Consider the following 21,439-nt stretch of genomic DNA (forward strand, 5'->3'; position numbering starts at 1 on the left):
TCCCCCTCAAGATTTTCAGTCAAGGAGCCCTACAATGGCGCCCAAGGTTCTCGTCTCCGACAAACTTTCCGAAACCGCTGTCCAGATCTTTCGCGATCGGGGCATCGAGGTGGATTTCCGCCCCGAATTGGGCAAGGACAAGGATAAACTCGCCGAAGTGATCGGTGACTATGATGGCCTCGCTATCCGGTCCGCGACCAAGGTCACGGAAAAAATCCTTGCCAACGCGCACAAGCTCAAGGTGATCGCGCGCGCAGGGATTGGCACCGACAATATCGACAAAGAAGCCGCCTCTAAGAAAGGCGTGATCGTCATGAACACGCCCTTTGGCAATATGATCACCACCGCAGAACACGCGATTGCGATGATGTTCGCGGTGGCACGACAGCTGCCCGAGGCCTCTGCCTCGACCCATGCTGGCAAATGGGAGAAGAACGCCTTTATGGGGGTGGAGCTGTTCAATAAGACCCTCGGCGTGATTGGTGCGGGCAATATCGGGGGTATTGTCTGTGACCGGGCGCGCGGCCTCAAGATGAAGGTGATCGCCTATGATCCCTTCTTGGGTCAGGAAAAAGCTGACAAGATGGGGGTGGAAAAGGTCGACTTGGACGAGTTGCTGAAGCGGTCCGATTTCATCACGCTGCATGTGCCGCTGACCGATCAGACCCGCAATGTTCTAAGCCGTGAGAACCTTGAAAAGACCAAGAAGGGTGTACGCATCATCAACTGCGCGCGTGGCGGTCTGGTGGATGAACAGGCACTTGCTGACCTCCTGAAATCCGGCCATGTCGCCGGGGCTGGCTTTGACGTGTTTACCGAGGAGCCGGCAGTTGAGAATCCGCTATTCGGTCTGCCCAATGTTGTTTGCACGCCGCATCTGGGGGCGGCCACCACAGAGGCGCAGGAAAACGTCGCGCTGCAAGTGGCCGAACAGATGTCAGACTATCTTCTGACCGGCGCCGTCACCAACGCGCTCAACATGCCCTCGGTGACGGCGGAAGAGGCCAAGGTGATGGGGCCGTGGATCAAGCTGGCGGATCACCTTGGCAATTTCATCGGCCAGATGACCGACGAGCCAATCAAGGCGATCAACATCCTTTATGATGGTGTTGTGTCCGAGATGAACCTTGGCGCGCTCACCTCTGCGGCGGTGGCGGGGATCATGAAATCGGTCAACCCCGAGGTCAACATGGTCTCGGCCCCCGTGGTGGCCAAAGAGCGCGGTGTCAAGATCAGCACCACCAAGCAGGACAAATCCGGCGCTTTTGAGGGCTACATCAAAATTACCGTGGTCACGGACAAGCGTGAGCGGTCTATCGGGGGCACGGTATTCTCGGATGGCAAGCCGCGTTTCATCCAGATCAAGGGGATCAATATCGACGCTGAAATCGGTCGCCACATGCTCTATACCACCAACGAGGATGTGCCGGGCATCATCGGCACCTTGGGGATGACAATGGGTGATCACGGCGTCAACATCGCCAACTTCACACTTGGGCGGTCGGACGCAGGCGGCGAAGCGATTGCGCTCCTCTATGTGGATGCCCCCGTGCCCGAGGCGGCGATCAAGGCTTTGCATGCCACGGGCAAGTTTCAGCAGATCCGCGAATTGAGATTCGACGTGAGCTGACGCGCAACGCAAGCTCTGCCACTCAACGTGACTTGAACCAATGATCGCCGCCTGCATGCGCCGGGCGGCGGTTTTCTTTTTGGGGATGAACTATTGAACGGAAAAATCTTGAAAGCTGTTCTTGCCACCCTAAAACCACACGACGTTTGCCCGTATCCACGATGCAAACCGACTAATGCCCGAGAACCACTGTTGGACATATCGTCTAGAAGATGGATTTTTCAAAGTTTGACATGAATCTTTTGCGCGTCCTCGACGCGCTGCTCATCACCCGCTCTACCACCGTGGCGGGACAACAGGTGGGGCTTTCGCAATCCGCTGTCTCGTCGGCCCTTGGTCGTTTGCGGGTGGCACTGAATGATCCGCTTTTCTTGCGTGAAGGGCGTCATCTGGTGCCTACAGATTATGCGCAATCGCTGGCACAGCCTGTTCGTGCCATTCTGGCCGAGACTGAGGCGCTTTTGACGCGACCGACCAGTTTCGAGCCTGCCCGGTCCGAGCGGCATTTTCATATTCTGGGCGCAGAGTTTTGGGGTGCCCATCTCTTGCCCGAGTTGATGGCGCATCTGGCGTCTGTGGCACCCGGCGTCACTCTTTACTGTGCGACGATGTCCGGTCCTGACCCTTCTGAGGCTTTGCTGCTAAAACGCGCTGATCTGGCGCTTTGCCCGATGTGCGACTTGCCCGACTGGGCCGCGGCACAGCCACTCTATCGCGCGGGGCAGGTGCTTTTGGCGCGTCAAGATCACCCGCGCCTTGTGGCGGCGGGGCTTGCGCCCGGCGATACGGTGCCCTCCGACCTTTTGGCAGAACTGCCGCGGGCGGATTGTGGCGCGAACCCCGGACAGAAAGCCGGGCGCACGGTCGTTACCCTGCCGGATGTGCATACCCTTGCGGCGATGTTGTCGCGCACACCACTGGTGTCAATTCTGCCCCGGCCCCTTGCAGTCCATCTGGTTACTGGGCAGGGCCTTGCGGTTTATGCCCTGCCAGAGCCGATTGCGGTGACCGATGTTGCTATGGTCTGGCATGTCAGGTCCCAAAACGATCCCGCCCATCGTTGGCTGCGCGAGCGTTTGGCCGATATGCTTTGACCAGCTTGGGAATCGCTGGACATCTGCCGCGTGCAGGGGTTCAACGGGGCCATGACTGATCCGATTTATGCCATTCCCGATATTCACGGGCAGGACGCCCTGCTAGAAGCTGCACTTGACCTTGTCGCGCGCGATGGCGGGACAGAGGCAGAGATCATATTCCTCGGGGATCTGGTGGATCGGGGGCCAGATAGCCGCGCGGTGATCGACCGGCTTATGACAGGGCAGGCGCAGGGCTGTCCTTGGACCGTGTTACGCGGCAATCATGATCAGATGTTGATCGATTTCCTCGATACCGGCGTGATCCATTCGCCGCATATCGGATCTGGCCTCTCATGGTTGAATCACCGTTTGGGTGGGGTCGCGACGCTGGCCTCCTACGGGCTTGACGTGACCGAGAACGCGACGCAATGGCAAGCGGCCCGCTGCGCTGTGCCTCAGGCGCATCGCGACTGGCTGGCGGGTTTGCCGCTTTGGCAAGAGGTGGGGGATCTGCTTTTTGTTCATGCCGGCATCCGCCCCGGAGTTGCCTTGACCGCCCAAGACCCCGCGGATCTGATGTGGATCCGGGACGGCTTTCTCGACCATGAGGGGGCGCATCCTTGGCTTGTTGTCCATGGTCACACCGCGCTCGAGATGCCCACCCATTTTGGCAACCGCATAGATTTGGACGGTGGGGCCGCCTATGGCCGCCCGCTCTGGCCTGCGGTGTTTGAAGGGCGTGATGCGTGGCTCCTGACGGAAAGGGGCCGTATTCCGCTCTGACTAGGGCAGGCAAAGGTGTCTGACGACACGTCCCCGTTGCCAGATGTGCATCCCTGCCGCTAGGCTCCTGCCAACGCAACCCGGGGGAGGATACCCATGACCGACATCGTGATTCTGGACGGATGCCGCACGGCGATTGGCACTTTTGGTGGGGCGCTTGCCGCGACGCCGCCCACTGCTCTTGGGGCCATTGTGGCGCGCGAGGCGCTTGCCCGGTCTGGGGTTGAAGGAGGGCAGATTGGTCATGTGGTGTTTGGCCATGTCATCAACACCGAACCGCGCGATATGTATGTCAGCCGCGTGGCGGCGATGGAGGCGGGTATCCCGGATACGGCACCGGCGATGAACGTCAACCGCCTCTGCGGCTCTGGCGCGCAGGCGATTGTTTCGGTTGTGCAATCCCTGATGCTGGGCGATGCCGATTTCGGCCTTGCCGGTGGGTCTGAGAACATGAGCCGCTCGCCCTTTATCATCCCCGACCAACGGTGGGGGGCCAAGATGGGCGATGTCAAAACGCTCGATATGATGCTGGGTGCGCTCAACTGTCCCTTTGGCACCGGCCATATGGGTGTCACCGCCGAGAATGTCGCAGCGGAACATGAGATCAGCCGCGCGGATCAGGATGCCTTTGCGCTTGAGAGCCAGAGGCGTGCTGGTGTGGCGATCAGCGAGGGGCGATTTAAATCCCAGATCGTGCCGGTAGAGGTGCGTGTGAAACGCGACATGGTGGCCTTTGATACCGATGAGCATCCCAAGGCCACAACGCCCGAGGCGCTCGCCGGTCTTAAGACTGTGTTTCAAAAGGATGGCACCGTGACCGCCGGGAATGCCAGCGGCATCAACGACGGGGCTGCAGCCCTTGTTCTGGCGCGGGCCAATGCGGCGGAGGCAGCGGGTCTTAAACCGCGCGCGCGTATTCTTGGATATGCCCACGCCGGGGTGCGTCCGCAGGTGATGGGCATTGGCCCGGTCCCTGCTGTCGAGATGCTGCTCAAACGCATTGGGCTTGAGGCTTCGGATTTTGATGTGATCGAATCCAATGAGGCCTTTGCCGCGCAGGCGCTTGCGGTCAACAAGGGCCTTGGCCTTGATCCCGCCCGTGTCAATCCCAATGGCGGCGCGATTGCGCTTGGCCATCCGGTTGGGGCAACCGGGGCGATCCTCACGGTCAAGGCGCTCTATGAACTGGAGCGGACCGGGGGCAAGCGGGCCATCATCACAATGTGCATTGGTGGTGGTCAGGGGATTGCCTTGGCTATCGAGCGGTTTTGAGAGCATATTTTCAGTGGCTTTAACCGCTTGTTCACGACGATGCCGGATGGTGAGGTCATCACGATCCGGCATGTCGGAGGACAGGCATGAGCCTCGCCAACAAACTGGCAGATGAACGGCGGGCCAGATTGGCCGCCGAACGCCTGCTGGAACAGAAACAAGCCGAACTGCAGGCCGCCAATCGCAAATTGGGCAAGCATGCGCTTGCCCTCTCGCATGAGATTCATGAAACGCGGGCCGAGGTGCAAACCGTTCGTGACGAAAATCAGCGCGTCAAATCCGATCTTAATGACGCTTATCAAAAGGTGGAGATTGCCGAACGTCGTCTTTGGCACTCGATCGAGACGATTCAGGACGGTTTTGCCTTTTTTGACGCCGACAGCCGGATGATCGCGGCCAACAATGCCTATCTTGCGGTATTTGACGGGCTTGAGGCGGTCAAACCTGGTGTCAGCTATATCGAGATCCTGCAATTCATCACCGAAGAAGGGATCGTCAATATCGGCGCGCTGAAACCACAGGAATGGCGCGAGAAAATGCTGGATCGCTGGCAGAGCACGCAACCCGAACCAGAGGTGATCCGCCTCTGGAACGGGCAGTATATCAAGCTGATTGACCAGCGGGGGCACGGTGGCGATGTCGTGAGCCTGGCACTCAACATCACCGATACGATCCGATATGAGAAGGAACTTAAGGAAGCTCGTCGCCGGGCCGAGGCGGCAAACAGGGCGAAATCATCCTTTCTTGCGAATATGAGCCACGAAATCCGCACGCCGATGAATGGGGTGGTGGGCATGGCAGAGCTGTTGATGGAAACTGAGCTGACCGAAGAGCAACGGCTCTTTACCTCGACCATCAAGAACTCTGGCGAGGCGCTGTTGGTGATCATCAACGATGTGCTCGATTACTCCAAGATCGAGGCGGAAAAACTGATCCTGCACGCTGAACCCTTTGATCTGGAGCGATGTATTCACGAGCTGGTGACGCTGATGCAGGTTAATGCCCGTGATAAGGGGCTGGATGTGCTGGTGGATTACGATCTGTTCCTGCCAACGCAATTTGTCGGTGATCCGGGGCGCATTCGGCAGATCATGACCAACCTTTTGGGCAATGCGGTAAAGTTCACCGAAAATGGGCATGTTCTGGTGCGCGTGACGGGCGTTTACTCCGATACCGAAGGGCGCGCGAGTATCCATGTGACGGTTGAGGATACCGGGATTGGAATTCCGCCGGACAAGATCGACCACATCTTTGGCGAGTTCAATCAGGTCGATGACGAACGCAACCGCAAGTTCGAGGGAACCGGCCTTGGCCTGGCCATCACGCAAAAGCTGATCCGGATGATGGGCGGAAAAATCTGGGTCGAGTCGGAGCCGGGCAACGGCTCGATCTTTGGCTTCTCGATATCCTTGCCGGTGGCGGAAGTTGGCGAGATCGCCTTTCCCAATCTAAGTGCGGGAACATACCGCGCCCTGATTGTCGAGCCGCAGGCGACCAGCCGCGCCATTCTGGAGCGACAGTTGGGACAATTGGGGATCACCGCAGTTTCCTGTCAAAGCGCGGCAGAGGCCTTGACGCAGGCGGGTAACGGGTTCGACCTGATCGTGAGCGATCATAACATGAGCGGGATGGACGGGCTGGAACTGGCCGAGGCGCTGCGCGAAGCGGGGCACGACACGCCGTTTTTGCTGTTCAGTCCCAACACCGGCTATGCCGATCAGGACCCGGCGCGCATTCACGTGCAGGCTGTGCTGCAAAAGCCTGTGGCGCGGCGCGATCTCTTTGACGCCTTGGCTAGGGTGATGCCCCCATCTGATGCATCCAGCCGGGCGATGCGGGTGCTGGCGGCAGAGGATAATCGCACCAACCGCCTTGTCTTTTCGAACATGGTCAAGGGGTTGGATATTGAGCTGACCTTCGCTGAGAATGGTCAAGAGGCGGTTGATCTCTTTCAGTCACTCGCGCCAGATGTGATCTTTATGGATATCTCGATGCCTGAAATGGATGGCAAAGAGGCCACGCGCGCTATTCGAGCCATCGAGGCGCAGAGCGGGCGGCATGTGCCCATCGTTGCGATGACGGCCCATGCCATGACCGGGGATGACGCGGAAATTCTGGCAGCGGGCCTCGATCACTACCTGACCAAGCCGCTGCGCAAAGAGATGATCCACCAACATATCCGTGCCGCCTGTCCGAAGGGCGTGCGTTCGCCAGAGGGCGAGGCGACGCCGGATCAGGCCGCTGGATGATCGCGTAGGAATACCGGTTGATCGGGTTTTGAAAGGCTGGCCGTATACCGATAGCCGCCACTGTCGAAATCGAGAATGGCATCCGGATCGGTCAACCGATGCTGGATGATAAAGCGCGCCATGGCACCTCGCGCACGTTTGGCGTAGAAGCTGACGATCTTTGGCGCGCCAGCCTTTTCCTCCATAAACACAGGTGTCACCACCCGCAGGCGCAGCGCGTTTCGATCAACCGCGCCGAAATACTCTTGGCTCGCACAGTTGATGAGCGTTTCTGCCCCAAGCGTTTCTGCCTGCGTATTCAGGGCCGTGGAAATCTGTGCCCCCCAGTAGTCGTAGAGTGTCTTGCCGCGCGCGGTCTTTAATCGGCTGCCCATCTCAAGGCGATAAGGCTCAATCGCGTCGAGTGGGCGCAGCACACCATAAAGCCCAGACAGGATGCGCAAGTGATCCTGCGCCCAGCCCATCTCGTCTGGGTCAAGCGATCCCGCCTCAAGCCCCTGATAGGTATCCCCGGCAAAGGCGAGCGCGGCGGGTTTCTGCGCCATTTGCCCAAAATCGGCGAAACGGTCGGCGTTTAGGCGGGCAAGGCTTTCGCTGATATGCATCAGCTTTTGCAGATCACCCACATTCAATCCCTGTGCCACATGTGCCAGTTCAGCGGCCTCTTGAGCGAATACGGGGCGGGTGGGTGTAATCCCCTCGACCGGGGTCATGTCCAATTTTTTGGCAGGGGATACGACGACGAGCATGGGATTTCCTGTGTTTGCGGTGCCTGTGTTATAGCCCTGCATATGGAAGGCTATAGGCGCTTTGCAAGCTGATTACCCGATGGGCGTGTTATGGTTTCCGCAAGGCGACATGAAACTCGTTGAACGGTGCCCGAGTTGGCACCATGCGATCCACACGCAGCGAGATATGACCCGCCGCGCCCAAAGTCTCAATCATGTCGGAAAACTCTGAATCCGAGAACACATTGCAATGCACATCAACATAAGAGCGCGTTGCCTGAAGGGCGAATTCCTGTGCTTGTTCCGCGGTGAACCGGCGCTCTCCAACCGCATCGTTGTGGTTCGCCCACACCTTTCCCGCGTCAACCTTTCGATTGAACGTGAAATGTTCCAGCACCGTGTCCGAGGCAGGGCGCGTGATCCGAAGTTTGTGGCGCGTTTCTAGCTGTGAGAGCGTCGTTGTGGGGCGGTCGATGTCATACGTAAACCTGCGATCCGGATAGAAACATAGAAACAGACCGCCGGGTTTGAGCACGCGTTCAATCCCCTTGAGTGACGATATCATATCAGGAACATGCTCAAGGACATGCGCACAAAAGACGAAATCCAGCGTTTCATGTGCGACAACGGCATCCAGATGCTGATTGCCAAGCACATAATCCAGCGGAACGATATCTTCTTCTTTGTATGTGTCGCCCTTTCTGACCAGTCGTTTCAGAAAATCTTCTGATTTGACATCGGCATAAAGCATGTTGGGATAGCTCTCGCGCCGAAAGACGGGGCGACAAAACGGGCCGATTTCCAAACCTCGACCATTCTCCAGCGCATAGGACTCAAGGAATTTCTTGCGCAATGCGTCCTTGGGACGTCTTTTGGGGGGTGATGCATCAGGTATCTTGTCAGAGTCAGGTTTTGTCTGGGAAGGCGAAGAATGAACCGACCACAAATTTGAAAAACGCTTTAACAGATGTCGCATCCAAAACCTATTCTGCGGCGTGTTACCAATGATCAGGATTTAGCACAGAAGCCGGTGAACAACAACGGAGCAGCAGGGCTTGGTCAGGCAGGTTCCATCACTCTTGCAGATGTAATGCCGCGAGAAACGCCGCGCCGAAGCGGTCGGCGTATTTCTCGCCCAGAAGACGTTGCATCTCTTGTGCGGTGCGGGGTCGCTGGCTTGCAACCTTGGCCAGGAGCGCGGAAGAGCAACTGAGCGGGCGGTCAATGCCCGTCTCTCCCCGGTTAAGATCGGCCTGCGCCTGCATCAGGCGGTCGTAGACCTCGCCAGCGGTGCTGCCGGCCAGTTTGCGGCGGGTGGGATGCACAGGCTCTCGTGCGCCGGTGATGACTTCGAGGAATTCGGCGCCGAAACGCTCCAGCTTCTTGGCGCCGACGCCGCTGATCCGGGCCATTTGATCCAGCGTTTCTGGCCGGGTTTCGGCCATCTCTATCAGGGTTCGGTCGTTGAAGACGATATAGGCGGGCACGCCTGCCGCCTCTGCCAAGGCACGGCGTTTGGCCTTGAGCGCCGAAAGGAGCGGCGCATCCTCGTCCGACACAAGCGCGCGCACAGCGGGGCGCGGGGTATGGTCGATCGTGTCGCGGCGCAGGGTCACGCCTTCTTCGCCACGCAGGATCGGGCGGGCGGTCTCTGTCATCACCAGCGCGCCATGCCGCTCACGGTCGGGCCGGATCAGGTCGTGGCCCATCATTTGGCGAAAAACCCCCTGCCAACCGCGTTTGTCCATGTCGCGCCCGACACCAAAGGTTGGCAGCGCCTCGTGGCCGCGTTGGCGCACCTTATCGGTGGCGGTGCCGGTGAGGATGTCGATCAGATGGCCAGAGCCAAAGCTCTCGCCGGTGCGCAGGATCGCCGAGAGCGCCTTGCGCACGGCCTCGGTGCCGTCAAACGTTTCGGGTGGGGTATCGCAGAGGTCACAATTGCCACAGGGTGTGGCCTGCTCGCCGAAATAGCGCAAGAGCGTGGCCCGGCGGCATTCCAGCGCCTCTGCCAAACCCAAAAGGGCATTGAGCCGCCCGTGATCGGCCATGCGCCGTTCCGGCGGGGCAAGCCCTTCGTCAATCTGGGTGCGGCGCAGGCGGATGTCGTCGGGACCAAAGAGCGTGAGGGTCTCGGCCGGTGCGCCATCGCGCCCGGCGCGGCCAATTTCCTGATAATAGCCTTCGATGGATTTGGGCAGGTCGGCATGTGCGACCCAGCGGATATCCGGTTTGTCCACCCCCATGCCAAAGGCGACGGTGGCCACAACGATCAACCCATCCTCGCTGCTGAAGCGGCCTTCGACGATGCGCCGGGCCTCGGCCTCCATCCCGCCATGATAGGCGCAGGCAGAGTGCCCCGCATCCAATAGCGCGCGTGCGAGGGTTTCGGTCTTGGCGCGGGTGCCGCAATAGACGATGCCAGACTGTCCCTTGCGCGCGGCGGCAAAGGCCATGATCTGCGCGCGCGGATTGTCCTTGGCGGCAAAGGCCATATGGATATTGGGCCGGTCAAAGCCTTGCAAGAAGGTTTGTGGCGGCTGTCCGTCAAACAGTTTTTCGACGATCTCGTCACGGGTTTCGGCATCGGCGGTGGCGGTGAACGCGGCAAGCGGAACATTGAGCGCGCGCCTGAGTTCCCCAATCCGCAAATAATCGGGGCGGAAATCATGGCCCCACTGGCTTACGCAATGGGCCTCGTCCACGGCGATGAGGCCCACGCCAATGCGGCGCAACATACCAAGCGACGACCCCGCCGCCAGCCGTTCCGGCGCGATATAGAGCAGGCGCAAGCGCCCCGCCTCAAGTGCTTGCCAGACCTCGGCGGTTTCTTCGTCGGTATTCCCAGAGGTAAGCGCGCCCGCCTCGACACCCGCGGCGCGCAGGGCGCGGACCTGATCGCGCATCAGGGCGATGAGCGGTGAGATTACAACCGTCACCCCCTCGCGCATCAGCGCGGGGATTTGAAAGCAGAGGGATTTACCACCGCCCGTGGGCATGATTGCCAGCGTGTTGCAACCCGTGGCGACGGTGTGAATGATCTCTTCCTGCCCCGGACGAAAGGCATCGAATCCGAACACATCGCGCAATAGCGTGGCAGCGCCTGACATGAGACCCCTGTAAGTTTTGACTATATCTGCTCTTACAAGAGGTTTTTCACACTAAGATTAGGTGAACAAGCCCCGGCGATCAGTAAAACGCCGCCGCATTGTTGATCAGCACGATCCGCAGCGCGTAAACCGCGACCAGAACAACAAGCGGTGCAAGGTCGATGCCGGACATTGGCGGCAAAATCCGGCGCACACGGCCATAAATCGGCTCTAACAGGCGATTGAGACCATACCAGACCTGCGCGACGAATTGCTGCCGCAGGTTCAAAACCTGAAAATTGATCAGCCAAGACATGATCACATGCGCGATGATAAAGAACCACAGGATGTCGAGAAGGAGCATCAGGATCTGGAAAAGCGATTGCATTTGGCGAATATCCTCTGGGTCTAGCCGCCTATGACCTATGCAAGCCTGCGCCAAAGCGCAAGCCTGACGCGCGGTCGCGGTTGACGCATGAATGTGGCAATGCCAAGCCAGCCGCGAAGGAGATTGCCGATGTACCCCGTTCTGCGCCTGATGTGGCAGCTTTTCCTGCACCGCAAATCCCCGCGCCTCGCGCTTACGGGGACGCATGTTTCGCACCATATCTGCATGCCCTGGGACATCGATCTGTGGCGCGAGCTGAACAATGGTCGGACGCTGACGATCTTTGATCTGGGGCGAATACCCCTGGCGGGGCGTGTGGGGCTGATTGGCGCGCTCAAGCGCAATCGCTGGGGTTTGGCGATTGCCGGGGCGAGTGTGCGGTATCGCCGCCGGATCACCATGTTGGAGCGGATCGAAATGCGCTCTCGCTTGCTGTCATGGGATGAGAAATTTGTCTATGTCGAGCAATCCATGTGGAAAGCATCTGGCGAATGTGCCAACCACATCTTGTTACGCGCGGCGATTACGGGGCGTGAGGGGATCATCGCCCCAGATCGCGTGGTGGCCGAATTAGGGCAAGACATAGCGGCGCCAGCATTGCCGGACTGGGCGCAAGCGTGGATTGCTGCGGATGCCACACGTCCTTGGCCACCGATGCAGGATGCGCAGGAATAGCTTGCGCAAAGCCTGTGAGGGTTGTCATATCCCTTTGAAACCAAAGGGGTTGGGGCATGACAGGCGTATCGCCACGCAAGCGGATCTGGGGTTGGTATTTCTTTGACTGGGCCAGCCAACCCTATCACACGCTGCTCGTCACCTTTATCTTTGGCCCCTATTTCGCCTCGGTCGCGTCGGAATATTTCATCGGCACGGGCCTGCCCGAAGAAGTGGCCGATGCGCAAGCACAGGCGATGTGGTCTTGGTGTCTGACGGCGACGGGGCTGATCATCGGGTTGGGGGCACCGTTTATGGGGGCCTTTGCCGATACCACCGGGCGGCGATTGCCATGGATCATTGTGTTTTCAATGATTTACGTGGTTGGTGCCACGGCGATTTGGGGCATGTTGCCGGATGGATCAAACCTTTGGTGGGGGCTTATTGCCTTTGGGTTCGGCTTTGTCGGGGCGGAATACGCGCTGATTTTCATCAATTCGCAACTGCCCTCGCTCGGCAAGCCGGAGGAGGTGGGGGATATCTCGGGGTCGGGTTTTGCCTTTGGGTATCTGGGCGGGGTTCTGTCGCTCTTGATCGTGCTGGCGCTGTTTGTTGAGCAAAGAAGCGGCAAGACCCTGATCGGGCTTGATCCGATCCTTGGGCTGGATGCAACGCTGCGCGAAGGGACGCGGGCCGTGGGGCCATTCACGGCGCTTTGGTTCGTGGTCTTCATGGTGCCCTATTTCCTATGGGTGCGGGACACGGGCCCAAGGGGGCATGGCGGCGGCGTGGCGGTGGCGCTTGGAACATTAATGAAAACAATCAAGAGCTTGCGGCATCGGTTGAGCCTGAGCACCTATTTGGGATCGTCGATGTTCTACCGGGATGCGCTTAACGGATTGTACGGGTTTGGCGGCACCTATGCAATTCTGGTGCTGAACTGGTCAATCACCTCTGTCGGGGTGTTCGGGATCATCGGGGCGATTGCCGGGGCGGTGTTTAGCTGGTTGGGCGGCAAGGCGGACAAGCGGTTTGGGCCCAAGCCAGTGATCAAGGTTGCCATCTGGGCCTTGATCGGCGTCTGCGTCATCGTGGTGGGTATGGATCGTAGTCAGATTTTCGGGGTGCCCTTGGCGGAGGGATCCACGCTGCCGGATATGATCTTTTTCGGCTGTGGCGTATTGATCGGCGGCTTTGGCGGGGTGCTGCAAGCGTCTAGCCGGTCACTGATGGTGCGGCATACTGATCCGGCATTACCCACTGAAAACTTTGGACTTTATGGGCTTTCGGGGCGGGCGACGGCGTTCATGGCACCGGCACTTATTGGCCTTGTGACCACGCTCAGCGGGTCGGCGCGCATCGGGGTGTCGCCTGTGATTTTGCTTTTTGTAATCGGCCTTGTTCTGCTACGCTGGGTCAAAGCGGAAGGGGACAAGGAAACATGGGTCGGATCGTAGCCGTCACGGCGCTTTTGCTTGGGCTTGCGGGCTGTATGCAGTCTAAACCGGAACCCGAAGCAACCGGCGTTTTGTCCAGCCAAAGCATCCCTGCGTCGATGCAAGGTATTCAAGCCAAACAACTTTTTGGTGCGCAGCGGGGTGCGTCCGAGCATAGCCCGGCGGCCTATGGCAGCTATGCCAAGGGCTGTTTGGCGGGGGGCGTTGCCTTGCCTGAGAGCGGGCCTACGTGGCAGGCCATGCGCCTGAGCCGCAACCGCAACTGGGGGCACCCGGAAACCATTGATCTGGTTCAGAAATTGTCGCGCGTTGCGGCGCAGCAGCCGGGGTGGAGCGGCCTCTATGTGGGGGATATCAGTCAACCACGGGGTGGGCCGATGCTGACAGGACATGCCAGCCACCAGATGGGTTTGGATGCAGATATCTGGCTAAGACCGGCGGATAATCTAAACCTCAGCGTGGCGCAGAGAGAAAATATCTCTTCTATTTCAATGCAGAAGGCGAACGGGGCCTATACCAACAGCCAGTGGACCCGCGCCCATCACGAGATCGTCAAAGCCGCTGCCAAGGACCCGCGCACAGCCCGGATTTTCATCTTCGCCGGGGCCAAGGCGCAGATGTGCAAGGATGAACAGGGCAGTGATCGGGAGTGGCTGCGCAAGGTGCGGCCGTGGTATGGGCATCATTATCATTTTCATGTCAGGCTGAATTGTCCAAGCGGAGCAACGGGTTGCGTGACGCAGGAGGCGATGCCGCCGGGGGATGGCTGTGCAGAGGCGGAACAGTGGGTGCGCAATATCCTCAATCCGCCGCCACCTGATCCCAATGCGCCTGCGCCCAAGCCCAAGCGCGAATTGACAATGGCGGATCTGCCGGGGCAGTGCGTCGCCGTTTTACAAGCCGAATAAATCAGCATGATGCGAGAAATTTTGCGGGCACCACATGATTTTGTTTTGACAAGCGCAAAATCTGTGGCAACCTGTGGGTAAGTTCAACAAGCGAAAGGAGGTGGTCCAGTGTCTATAGAGGGATTGGAGCGAGGTGTCGGAACAGTTTGGGAGGTGATCGCCTAGGGCAGCCCCGAGGTGAAAACGACCTGAATTGGTGCGCCTAACCGGCCCACCTCCGCGACTTCTAGAGGGCCGTTCCCGGTTGGGACGGCCCTTTTGATTTGGATGGCGCAGCGTGTAAGCTTCGTAAGGTTTGTAAGGGGATTATGTAAGGTCTGCGGCATTTCCGTACTCTGCCTGCCGTCGCGCGCAAGGGGGGCGGCGTGAGGCGCGGATCAGATCCGGGGCGCGGGCCCTTGGAGGGGGTTTGCCCGTGTCAGGCCAGTGGCAGGATCAGCGCGACCTGTAGCCCGTGAGAGGGGTGATTGCGCAACTCAAGCCGCCCGCCGGATTGTTCAGCAAAGCCCTTGACCATCGACAGCCCGAGACCTGAGCCCTCGCCCACCTGCTTGGTGGTAAAGAAAGGCTCTGTGATGCGGTCGATCATGGCGGGGGGCACGCCGGGGCCGGTATCCTCGATCAGGATTGCCACCTCGTGCGCGGCTGTGTCGACCACGGCCGAGAGCCGCAAAATGCCGCCTTCGGGGTGCATCGCATCGCGCGCGTTGATGGCGCAGTTCAAGAGCGCGGTTTCCAACAGCTGACGATCCGCGCGCAGGCTGAGGTCTGGCAGCGTGCCAGAGAGGGCGATGCGCACCGTTTCGGGCAAAAGGCGGCGCAGCGAAACCGCGAAGTCTTCGAGAAAGGGGCCAAGGGCGATATCACTTCGCATCATTTGGGATTTGCGCGAGAATGCCAGTAACTGTCGAACAAGATGGGCGGCGCGGTCTGTGCCGGCGCGGGCCTCGTCCAGCATGAGTTCACGCTCTGCCAGATTGGGCAGTTCCGACGCGAGATCGAGATTGCCCCGGATCACGGTCAGGATGTTGTTGAAGTCATGGGCGATGCCGCTGGTCAGTTGACCGACCGCGCGCATCTTTTGCGATTGCACCTCGGCCTCTTGCGCGCTGCGCAGGGTCGCGCGGGTGCGCATCATCGAGAGATAGGTCATCATGTAATAGGCATTGATGCCGAACCCGGCAAAGACGATGGCGATCTGATGGCTTTGGGTCTCGGTCTTGGCGACAAAGGCCAGAACGATGCCTATGACACAGAGCGTGAGCAAGAGCGTATCCCACAGCGCCAGAAAAGTCAGATCGGTGTGGCGGCTGAGATTGTAGAGGCCAAGGCCGATCAGCCCGCAAATGCCGATGAATTCATAAGCCCGGCTGTCGAGGGTGGTGAGATAGATGGTCATTGCCGCATACCACGTGGAAATGATCATACTCGCCAGAAAAAGCGCGCAATAGGCCCCGCGCGTCTTGGGCAAATTGGGTGCGCGCAGCACGAAGATATAGACCCCGTTCAGCACGGTATAGACAAACCCCCAGATCAGCATGAGGGTTTGCCCCGTGCTGATCCACAAAAGGAGCGCCGCGCCGATGACGATGGCGTAGCGCGTGAGAATTTCCGTCACGGAGGTGGCATCCGCGTGTCGGAGGATCTCGATCTGGCGACGGTATTTAGCCGGGTCGGTCATGGCGGGCCTATGGGCGGACCTATGGGGATGAAACGAAAGGCACGTCCTGCGAGCATAGGCGAGATGCCCCGGACCGCGCCACCGAAAGGTTGCAGGGCCGGAGCGGATCAGCGGTTAACGGCTATACTTGATGAATGGGGTCACGGTGGCGATGCGATCGTAAAGTTGGCGCGCGGTGGTGTTGAACTCTTGCGTCATCCAGTAAACCGTTGGGCGGCCGTCTGCATCGGCGCGGGCATAGACCGCCTCGATCAGGGCGCGGCCCACGCCAAGGCCGCGCGCTTCGGGGGCGGCGTAGAGATCCTGAAGGTAGCAGACCTGTTCCACACGCCAGTTATGCGCGTGGTAGATATAATGCACGAGCCCGACCGGGCGACCGGCCAGAAGCGCAATCAGACCGTTCTGGTCGGGGTGATCCGGCGAGAGGAGGCGTGCAAAGGTGGTGTCATAAACCTGCTTTGGCAGGGTGGTTTCGTAGAAATCGAGATAGGCGCGCCAAAGATCGCCCCATGCGGGGCGATCAGCGGGTTCTACCTGGCGGATGGTGAGGGCCGCGGTCATTCCGCTGCCACGGCCTGCGGATCGACCAGCGTGACGATATCCATCATAATGGTGTTCAACTCGAAATCCTTGGGTGTGTAGACCCGTGCCACGCCCATTTCGCGCAGGCGGCGGGCGTCATCCTCGGGGATGATGCCGCCGACGATCACGGGCACGTCGCCCAGACCAGCCGCGCGCATACGGTCCATCAGATCCTCGACCAGCGGCATATGGCTGCCCGAGAGGATCGAGAGGCCGACGACATGGGCGCGATCCTCGAGCGCGGCATTGACGATCTGTTCGGGGGTGAGGCGGATGCCCTCGTATCCGATATCCATGCCGCAATCGCGGGCGCGGCAGGCGATTTGTTCCGCCCCGTTGGAATGGCCATCAAGGCCGGGCTTGCCCACAAGGAATTTGAGGCGTCGGCCAAGCCGGTCTGAAACCGCGCTGACGGCAGCGCGAATGTCATCCAACCCTTCGGTCCGGTTCGAGGGGTTGGCAGACACGCCGGTTGGTCCGCGATATTCGCCAAAGACGGCGCGCATCTGTGCGGCCCATTCGCCAGTGGTGACGCCGGCGCGGGCGCAGGCAATTGACGGCTCCATCACATTGCGCCCCTCTGCGGCGGCGGCACGCAACGCGGCAAGTGCGGAGGTTACGGCGGCAGTGTCGCGCGCGGCGCGCCAGTCATTGAGCCGCGCGACCTGTTCGGCCTCGACCGCTGGATCAACGGTCATGATGCCGCCATCCTCGGTTTGCAATGGCGAGGGTTCGCCCGCCTGCCAGCGGTTGACGCCGACAACGATGGTCTCATTGCGCTCGATCCGGCCAAGACGGTCTGCGTTCGACTCGACCAGACGGGACTTCATGTATTCGATGGCCGACACCGCGCCGCCCATGGACTCGAGATTGGCCAATTCGTGCCGTGCGCCATCCTTGAGCGCCTCGACCTTGGCATCCACAGCGGGGTTGCCATCGAAGAGGTCATCGAATTCCAAGAGGTCGGTTTCATAGGCGAGGATCTGTTGCATCCGCATCGACCATTGCTGATCCCAAGGGCGGGGCAGGCCCAATGCCTCGTTCCAGGCGGGCAGTTGCACCGCGCGGGCGCGGGCGCGTTTCGAGAGGGTGACGGCCAGCATCTCGATCAGGATGCGGTAGACGTTATTCTCGGGCTGCTGCTCGGTCAGGCCAAGCGAGTTGACCTGCACGCCGTAGCGGAAGCGGCGGTGTTTGCGATCGTCCACGCCGTAGCGGTCGCGCAGGATTTCATCCCAGAGATCAACGAAGGCGCGCATCTTGCACATTTCGGTCACGAACCGGATGCCCGCGTTGACAAAGAAGGAAATCCGCGACGCGAGCGCCGGGAAATCAGAGGCGGGCACGCGGGGGCGCAATTCGTCGAGCACGGCGATGGCGGTGGCGAGGGCAAAGGCCAGTTCCTGCTCGGGCGTGGCACCTGCCTCTTGTAAATGGTAGGAACAGACGTTCATCGGGTTCCATTTGGGCACATTGGTGTAGCAGTATTCGGCCACATCGCCGATCATCCGCAGGCTGGGCGCGGGCGGGCAGATATAGGTGCCCCGGCTGAGATATTCCTTGATCAGATCGTTCTGCACCGTGCCTTGCAGGGCGGTGACATCGGCACCCTGTTCCTCGGCCACGGCGATATAGAGTGCCAGAAGCCACGGCGCGGTGGCGTTGATCGTCATCGAGGTGTTCATCTGGTCGAGCGGGATATCCGCGAAGAGCGCGCGCATGTCGCCCAAGTGGCAGACGGGCACGCCGACCTTGCCCACCTCGCCTTTGCTGAGGATATGATCGCTGTCATAGCCCGTTTGCGTGGGCAGATCGAAGGCCACCGACAGGCCGGTCTGCCCCTTGGCAAGATTGGCGCGGTAGAGAGCGTTGGATTTCGCGGCGGTGGAATGGCCCGCATAGGTGCGGATGAGCCAAGGCTTGTCCTTGGGGCGGTCTTGCTGCGGCTGCGACATACGGGGCCTCGTGAATCAGGGTGCGCAATTTTGTTACGTTTCGAGGGAGGGTATAGGCAAGAAGGTTGCGCTGTCAATTCGCTGCGTTGCGGCATGTGGGCGGGATGTTTTTTGGGGAGGTCCTGGGGTTGCGCCCGAGGATGATGTTGCCATTTACCAAAACCAAAAACCCTGATTTGGTGGCGCTATGGGACAGACCGTGGACATGCCGCTCTGGGCGTTAGTGTTGTTGGTGGGGTTTGCGGCCGTCACCTTTGCCAGTCATTTTCTTTTTCCGTCGGTGCGATGGTTTCTGCGGCGCAGGCTGGAGCGGGCGGTTGCGCGGCTGAACACGCGGTTGCAGCGCCCGATTGAGCCGTTCAAGCTGGCGCGGCGCTATGACATGATCCAGCGGTTGATCTATGATCCCGAGGTGAGCCGGGCGATTGCCGCCCATGCGCAGGCCGAGGGCATCCCCGAAAACGTGGCGTTTGAGCAGGCCAAGCGCTATGCGCGTGAAATCGTGCCAAGCTTTTCCGCCACCGCCTATTTCGGCATTGCGATCAAGCTGGCGAAATGGCTGAGCCGGTCGCTGTATCGGGTGCGGTTGGGGCATTTCGACGAAGAGGCGCTGGCGGCGGTAGACCGCGAAGCGACGGTGGTTTTTGTGATGAACCACCGCAGCAATATGGATTATGTGCTGGTGACATGGCTGGCGGCAGAGCGGTCGGCGCTGAGCTATGCGGTGGGGGAATGGGCGCGGGTCTGGCCGCTGAGCCGGCTTATCAAGGCGATGGGGGCCTATTTCATCCGGCGCAAATCGCGCGGTGATCTTTATCGCCGGGTGCTGGCGCGCTATGTCGGGATGGCGACGGATGGGGGCGTGACACAGGCGATGTTTCCTGAGGGCGGGCTGAGCCTGACGGGGGGATTGCAGCCGCCCAAGCTGGGCCTCTTGAAATATATGGTGGAAGAGCGCAGCCCCGATGGGCGCGACGTGGTGTTTGTGCCGGTGGCGATCAATTATGATCGGGTCTTCGAGGATCGGTTGTTGGTGGCCGCAGCGGAAGCGGGCGGGCGGCGGTTTCCGGCGCGGATTTCTGTCGTGGCGGGATTCGTGCTCCGGCAGGTGTGGCTGCGGCTGCGGCGGCGCTATCACCGACATGGCTATGCGGCGGTGAGTTTTGGCGCGCCGATGTCTTTGGCAGAGTTTGAGCGCGACCATCCGGAGGCAGGGCTAAGGGGGTTGGCGCGGGCCCTGATGGCGCGGATCGGGGCGGAAGTGCCGGTGTTGCCGGTGCCCTTGGTGGCGCGGGCATTGATGCAGGCTGAGGGGCCGCTGACGCGAGACGCTCTTGATGCGGCGGTGGCGGAGATGCTGGGCGCGGTGCCGCGCGCGCATGTGCATCTGCCGCGCAAGGATTTGGGATATGCGGCCCGGTTTGGGATTCAGGTGCTGCGCGAGCGCGGGATGATTGAAGAGCGGCAGGGTGCCTTTGTGATCACCGAGGCAGAGCGGCCGGTGGTGGCCTATTATGCCGCCTCGATCGACCATCTATTTTGCGGGCGCAGCAGGGGATAGGTGGATTTTCTGCATCCGCTCGGTTATAAAATTACAAAAAATCACCAAATGCTATTGCATTATTACTTAGCCGTTTGTATTTCAGGGCAAGACGGACGATTCTGCATTGCGGCATTCTGAGACAGGAGGTTGACCATGGCCCTGGATACCAAGACGGGCATCGCGCCCTACGACGCCCCCGAAAAGGACCTTTATGAGGTAGGGGAAATGCCGCCCTTGGGCTATGTGCCCAAGAAGATGTACGCCTGGGCCATTCGCCGCGAGCGGCATGGCGAACCCGATGTGTCGTTTCAAAAAGAGGTGGTTGATGTCTGGGATATCGACAGCCAAGAGGTTCTGGTTCTGGTGATGGCGGCGGGCGTCAATTACAACGGTGTCTGGGCCGGTCTGGGACAGCCGATCAGCCCCTTTGACGTGCATGGGCAGGATTATCACATCGCGGGGTCTGACGCCTCGGGGATCGTGTGGAAGGTGGGCGACAAGGTCAAGCGCTGGAAGGTCGGCGATGAGGTGGTGATCCACTGCAATCAGGACGACGGCGATGACGAGGATTGCAACGGTGGCGATCCGATGTTTTCGCCCACGCAGCGCATCTGGGGCTATGAGACCGGAGACGGGTCATTCGCGCAGTTCACCCGCGTGCAGGCGCAGCAATTGATGCCGCGGCCCAAGCATCTGACATGGGAAGAGAGTGCCTGCTATACGCTGACGCTGGCCACCGCCTATCGGATGCTGTTCGGCCATGCGCCGCATGATCTCAAGCCCGGTCAGAATGTTCTGGTTTGGGGCGCGTCGGGCGGTCTGGGCTCTTATGCGATCCAGCTGGCGAATACCGCCGGGGCCAACGCGATTGGCGTCATCTCGGACGAGAGCAAGCGGCAATTCGTGCTGGATCAGGGGGCCAAGGGCGTTATCAACCGCAAGGATTTCAAATGCTGGGGGCAACTGCCCAAGGTGAATTCGCCGGAGTATAACGAGTGGCTGAAAGAGGCGCGCAAGTTTGGCAAGGCGATCTGGGACATCACCGGCAAGGGTGTGAGCGTCGATATGGTGTTCGAGCATCCCGGCGAGGCGACATTCCCGGTGTCATCGCTGGTGTGTAAAAAGGGCGGCATGGTGGTGATCTGCGCCGGGACGAGCGGTTTCAACTGCACCTTTGACGTGCGCTATATGTGGATGCATCAAAAGCGTTTGCAGGGCAGTCACTTTGCGCATCTCAAGCAGGCGGCGGCGGCCAATAAGCTGATGGTCGAGCGGCGGCTTGATCCCTGTATGTCCGAGGTGTTCCCATGGGAAGAGATTCCGCAGGCGCATATCAAGATGCTGCGCAACGAGCATAAGCCGGGGAATATGGCGGTGTTGGTGCAGGCGCCACGCACCGGGCTGCGCACGGTGGAGGATGTGCTGGACGCCGGCCGGTAAGGCG

At 59.9% G+C, this 21,439-nt stretch carries 17 protein-coding genes; 10 read left to right on the forward strand and 7 right to left on the reverse strand.

What is annotated here, in order from left to right; translation table 11 throughout:
• The first annotated feature begins 34 nt into the window (after nucleotides 1-34).
• From serA to GC127_RS09515, 5 genes are all read left to right on the forward strand, one after another.
• Nucleotides 35-1,630 (forward strand): phosphoglycerate dehydrogenase, encoded by a 1,596-nt coding sequence (serA, locus tag GC127_RS09495; RefSeq protein WP_008281327.1) that lies wholly within the window; start codon nucleotides 35-37, stop codon nucleotides 1,628-1,630.
• Nucleotides 1,631-1,863: 233 nt separating this feature from the next.
• Nucleotides 1,864-2,724 carry a LysR family transcriptional regulator gene (locus GC127_RS09500; protein ID WP_199861220.1) on the forward strand — a complete coding sequence of 287 codons (861 nt, stop codon included), beginning with the start codon at nucleotides 1,864-1,866 and terminating at the stop codon, nucleotides 2,722-2,724.
• A 51-nt stretch (nucleotides 2,725-2,775) separates the two neighbouring features.
• The gene (locus GC127_RS09505; RefSeq protein WP_037297859.1) at nucleotides 2,776-3,489 is read left to right on the forward strand and encodes a metallophosphoesterase family protein; all 714 of its coding nucleotides are present in this window, start codon (nucleotides 2,776-2,778) and stop codon (nucleotides 3,487-3,489) included.
• A gap of 96 nt (nucleotides 3,490-3,585) precedes the next feature.
• Complete coding sequence (locus GC127_RS09510) at nucleotides 3,586-4,761, forward strand: acetyl-CoA C-acyltransferase family protein (RefSeq protein WP_151977746.1); 1,176 nt, start codon at nucleotides 3,586-3,588, stop codon at nucleotides 4,759-4,761.
• Nucleotides 4,762-4,847: 86 nt separating this feature from the next.
• Nucleotides 4,848-7,010, forward strand: a complete 2,163-nt coding sequence (locus GC127_RS09515; protein WP_151977748.1) for a response regulator — start codon at nucleotides 4,848-4,850, stop codon at nucleotides 7,008-7,010.
• Here GC127_RS09515 and yaaA read toward each other — a convergent pair.
• The 4 genes from yaaA to GC127_RS09535 form a co-directional block, all read right to left on the reverse strand.
• Complete coding sequence (gene yaaA / locus GC127_RS09520) at nucleotides 6,995-7,759, reverse strand: peroxide stress protein YaaA (protein WP_037297862.1); 765 nt, start codon at nucleotides 7,757-7,759, stop codon at nucleotides 6,995-6,997. The genes GC127_RS09515 and yaaA overlap by 16 nt on opposite strands.
• 88 nt (nucleotides 7,760-7,847) lie before the next feature.
• Nucleotides 7,848-8,591: a methyltransferase domain-containing protein gene (locus tag GC127_RS09525; protein WP_199861221.1), complete on the reverse strand. Its 744-nt coding sequence runs from the start codon at nucleotides 8,589-8,591 to the stop codon at nucleotides 7,848-7,850.
• A gap of 220 nt (nucleotides 8,592-8,811) precedes the next feature.
• A complete protein-coding gene (recQ, locus tag GC127_RS09530) occupies nucleotides 8,812-10,848 on the reverse strand; it encodes a DNA helicase RecQ (RefSeq protein ID WP_151977752.1) in 2,037 nt (678 codons plus the stop codon).
• 79 nt (nucleotides 10,849-10,927) lie between these two features.
• The gene (locus tag GC127_RS09535; protein WP_008281335.1) at nucleotides 10,928-11,215 is read right to left on the reverse strand and encodes a YggT family protein; all 288 of its coding nucleotides are present in this window, start codon (nucleotides 11,213-11,215) and stop codon (nucleotides 10,928-10,930) included.
• A 129-nt stretch (nucleotides 11,216-11,344) separates the two neighbouring features.
• On the opposite strand from GC127_RS09535, the gene GC127_RS09540 reads away from it, so the two are divergent.
• Genes GC127_RS09540 through mepA form a run of 3 tightly spaced genes read left to right on the forward strand, consistent with a single transcriptional unit; the run spans nucleotide 11,345 to nucleotide 14,234 of the window.
• The gene (locus GC127_RS09540; RefSeq protein ID WP_151977754.1) at nucleotides 11,345-11,890 is read left to right on the forward strand and encodes an acyl-CoA thioesterase; all 546 of its coding nucleotides are present in this window, start codon (nucleotides 11,345-11,347) and stop codon (nucleotides 11,888-11,890) included.
• Nucleotides 11,891-11,946: 56 nt separating this feature from the next.
• The gene (locus GC127_RS09545; RefSeq protein ID WP_151977756.1) at nucleotides 11,947-13,326 is read left to right on the forward strand and encodes an MFS transporter; all 1,380 of its coding nucleotides are present in this window, start codon (nucleotides 11,947-11,949) and stop codon (nucleotides 13,324-13,326) included.
• A complete protein-coding gene (gene mepA, locus GC127_RS09550) occupies nucleotides 13,311-14,234 on the forward strand; it encodes a penicillin-insensitive murein endopeptidase (RefSeq protein ID WP_151977758.1) in 924 nt (307 codons plus the stop codon). Before GC127_RS09545 ends, mepA begins: the two co-directional genes overlap by 16 nt.
• 418 nt (nucleotides 14,235-14,652) lie before the next feature.
• On the opposite strand, the gene GC127_RS09555 is transcribed toward mepA, so the two are convergent.
• The 3 genes from GC127_RS09555 to GC127_RS09565 form a co-directional block, all read right to left on the reverse strand.
• Nucleotides 14,653-15,915, reverse strand: a complete 1,263-nt coding sequence (locus GC127_RS09555) for a sensor histidine kinase (protein WP_151977760.1) — start codon at nucleotides 15,913-15,915, stop codon at nucleotides 14,653-14,655.
• Between the two features lie 114 nt (nucleotides 15,916-16,029).
• A complete protein-coding gene (locus GC127_RS09560) occupies nucleotides 16,030-16,476 on the reverse strand; it encodes a GNAT family N-acetyltransferase (RefSeq protein WP_151977762.1) in 447 nt (148 codons plus the stop codon).
• A complete protein-coding gene (locus tag GC127_RS09565) occupies nucleotides 16,473-18,452 on the reverse strand; it encodes a protein meaA (protein ID WP_151977764.1) in 1,980 nt (659 codons plus the stop codon). Before GC127_RS09565 ends, GC127_RS09560 begins: the two co-directional genes overlap by 4 nt.
• Before the next feature lie 187 nt (nucleotides 18,453-18,639).
• Here GC127_RS09565 and GC127_RS09570 point away from each other — a divergent pair, with 187 nt between their 5' ends.
• Both GC127_RS09570 and ccrA read left to right on the forward strand, forming a co-directional pair.
• Complete coding sequence (locus GC127_RS09570; protein WP_008281342.1) at nucleotides 18,640-20,013, forward strand: 1-acyl-sn-glycerol-3-phosphate acyltransferase; 1,374 nt, start codon at nucleotides 18,640-18,642, stop codon at nucleotides 20,011-20,013.
• A 135-nt stretch (nucleotides 20,014-20,148) separates the two neighbouring features.
• Nucleotides 20,149-21,435, forward strand: coding sequence for a crotonyl-CoA carboxylase/reductase (gene ccrA / locus GC127_RS09575; RefSeq protein ID WP_151977766.1), 1,287 nt, complete (start codon nucleotides 20,149-20,151; stop codon nucleotides 21,433-21,435).
• Nucleotides 21,436-21,439: the final 4 nt, after the last annotated feature.

It is taken from the genome of Roseovarius sp. EC-HK134 (genome assembly GCF_902498815.1).
In the GTDB taxonomy this organism is placed as follows: Bacteria; Pseudomonadota; Alphaproteobacteria; order Rhodobacterales; family Rhodobacteraceae; genus Roseovarius; species Roseovarius mucosus_A.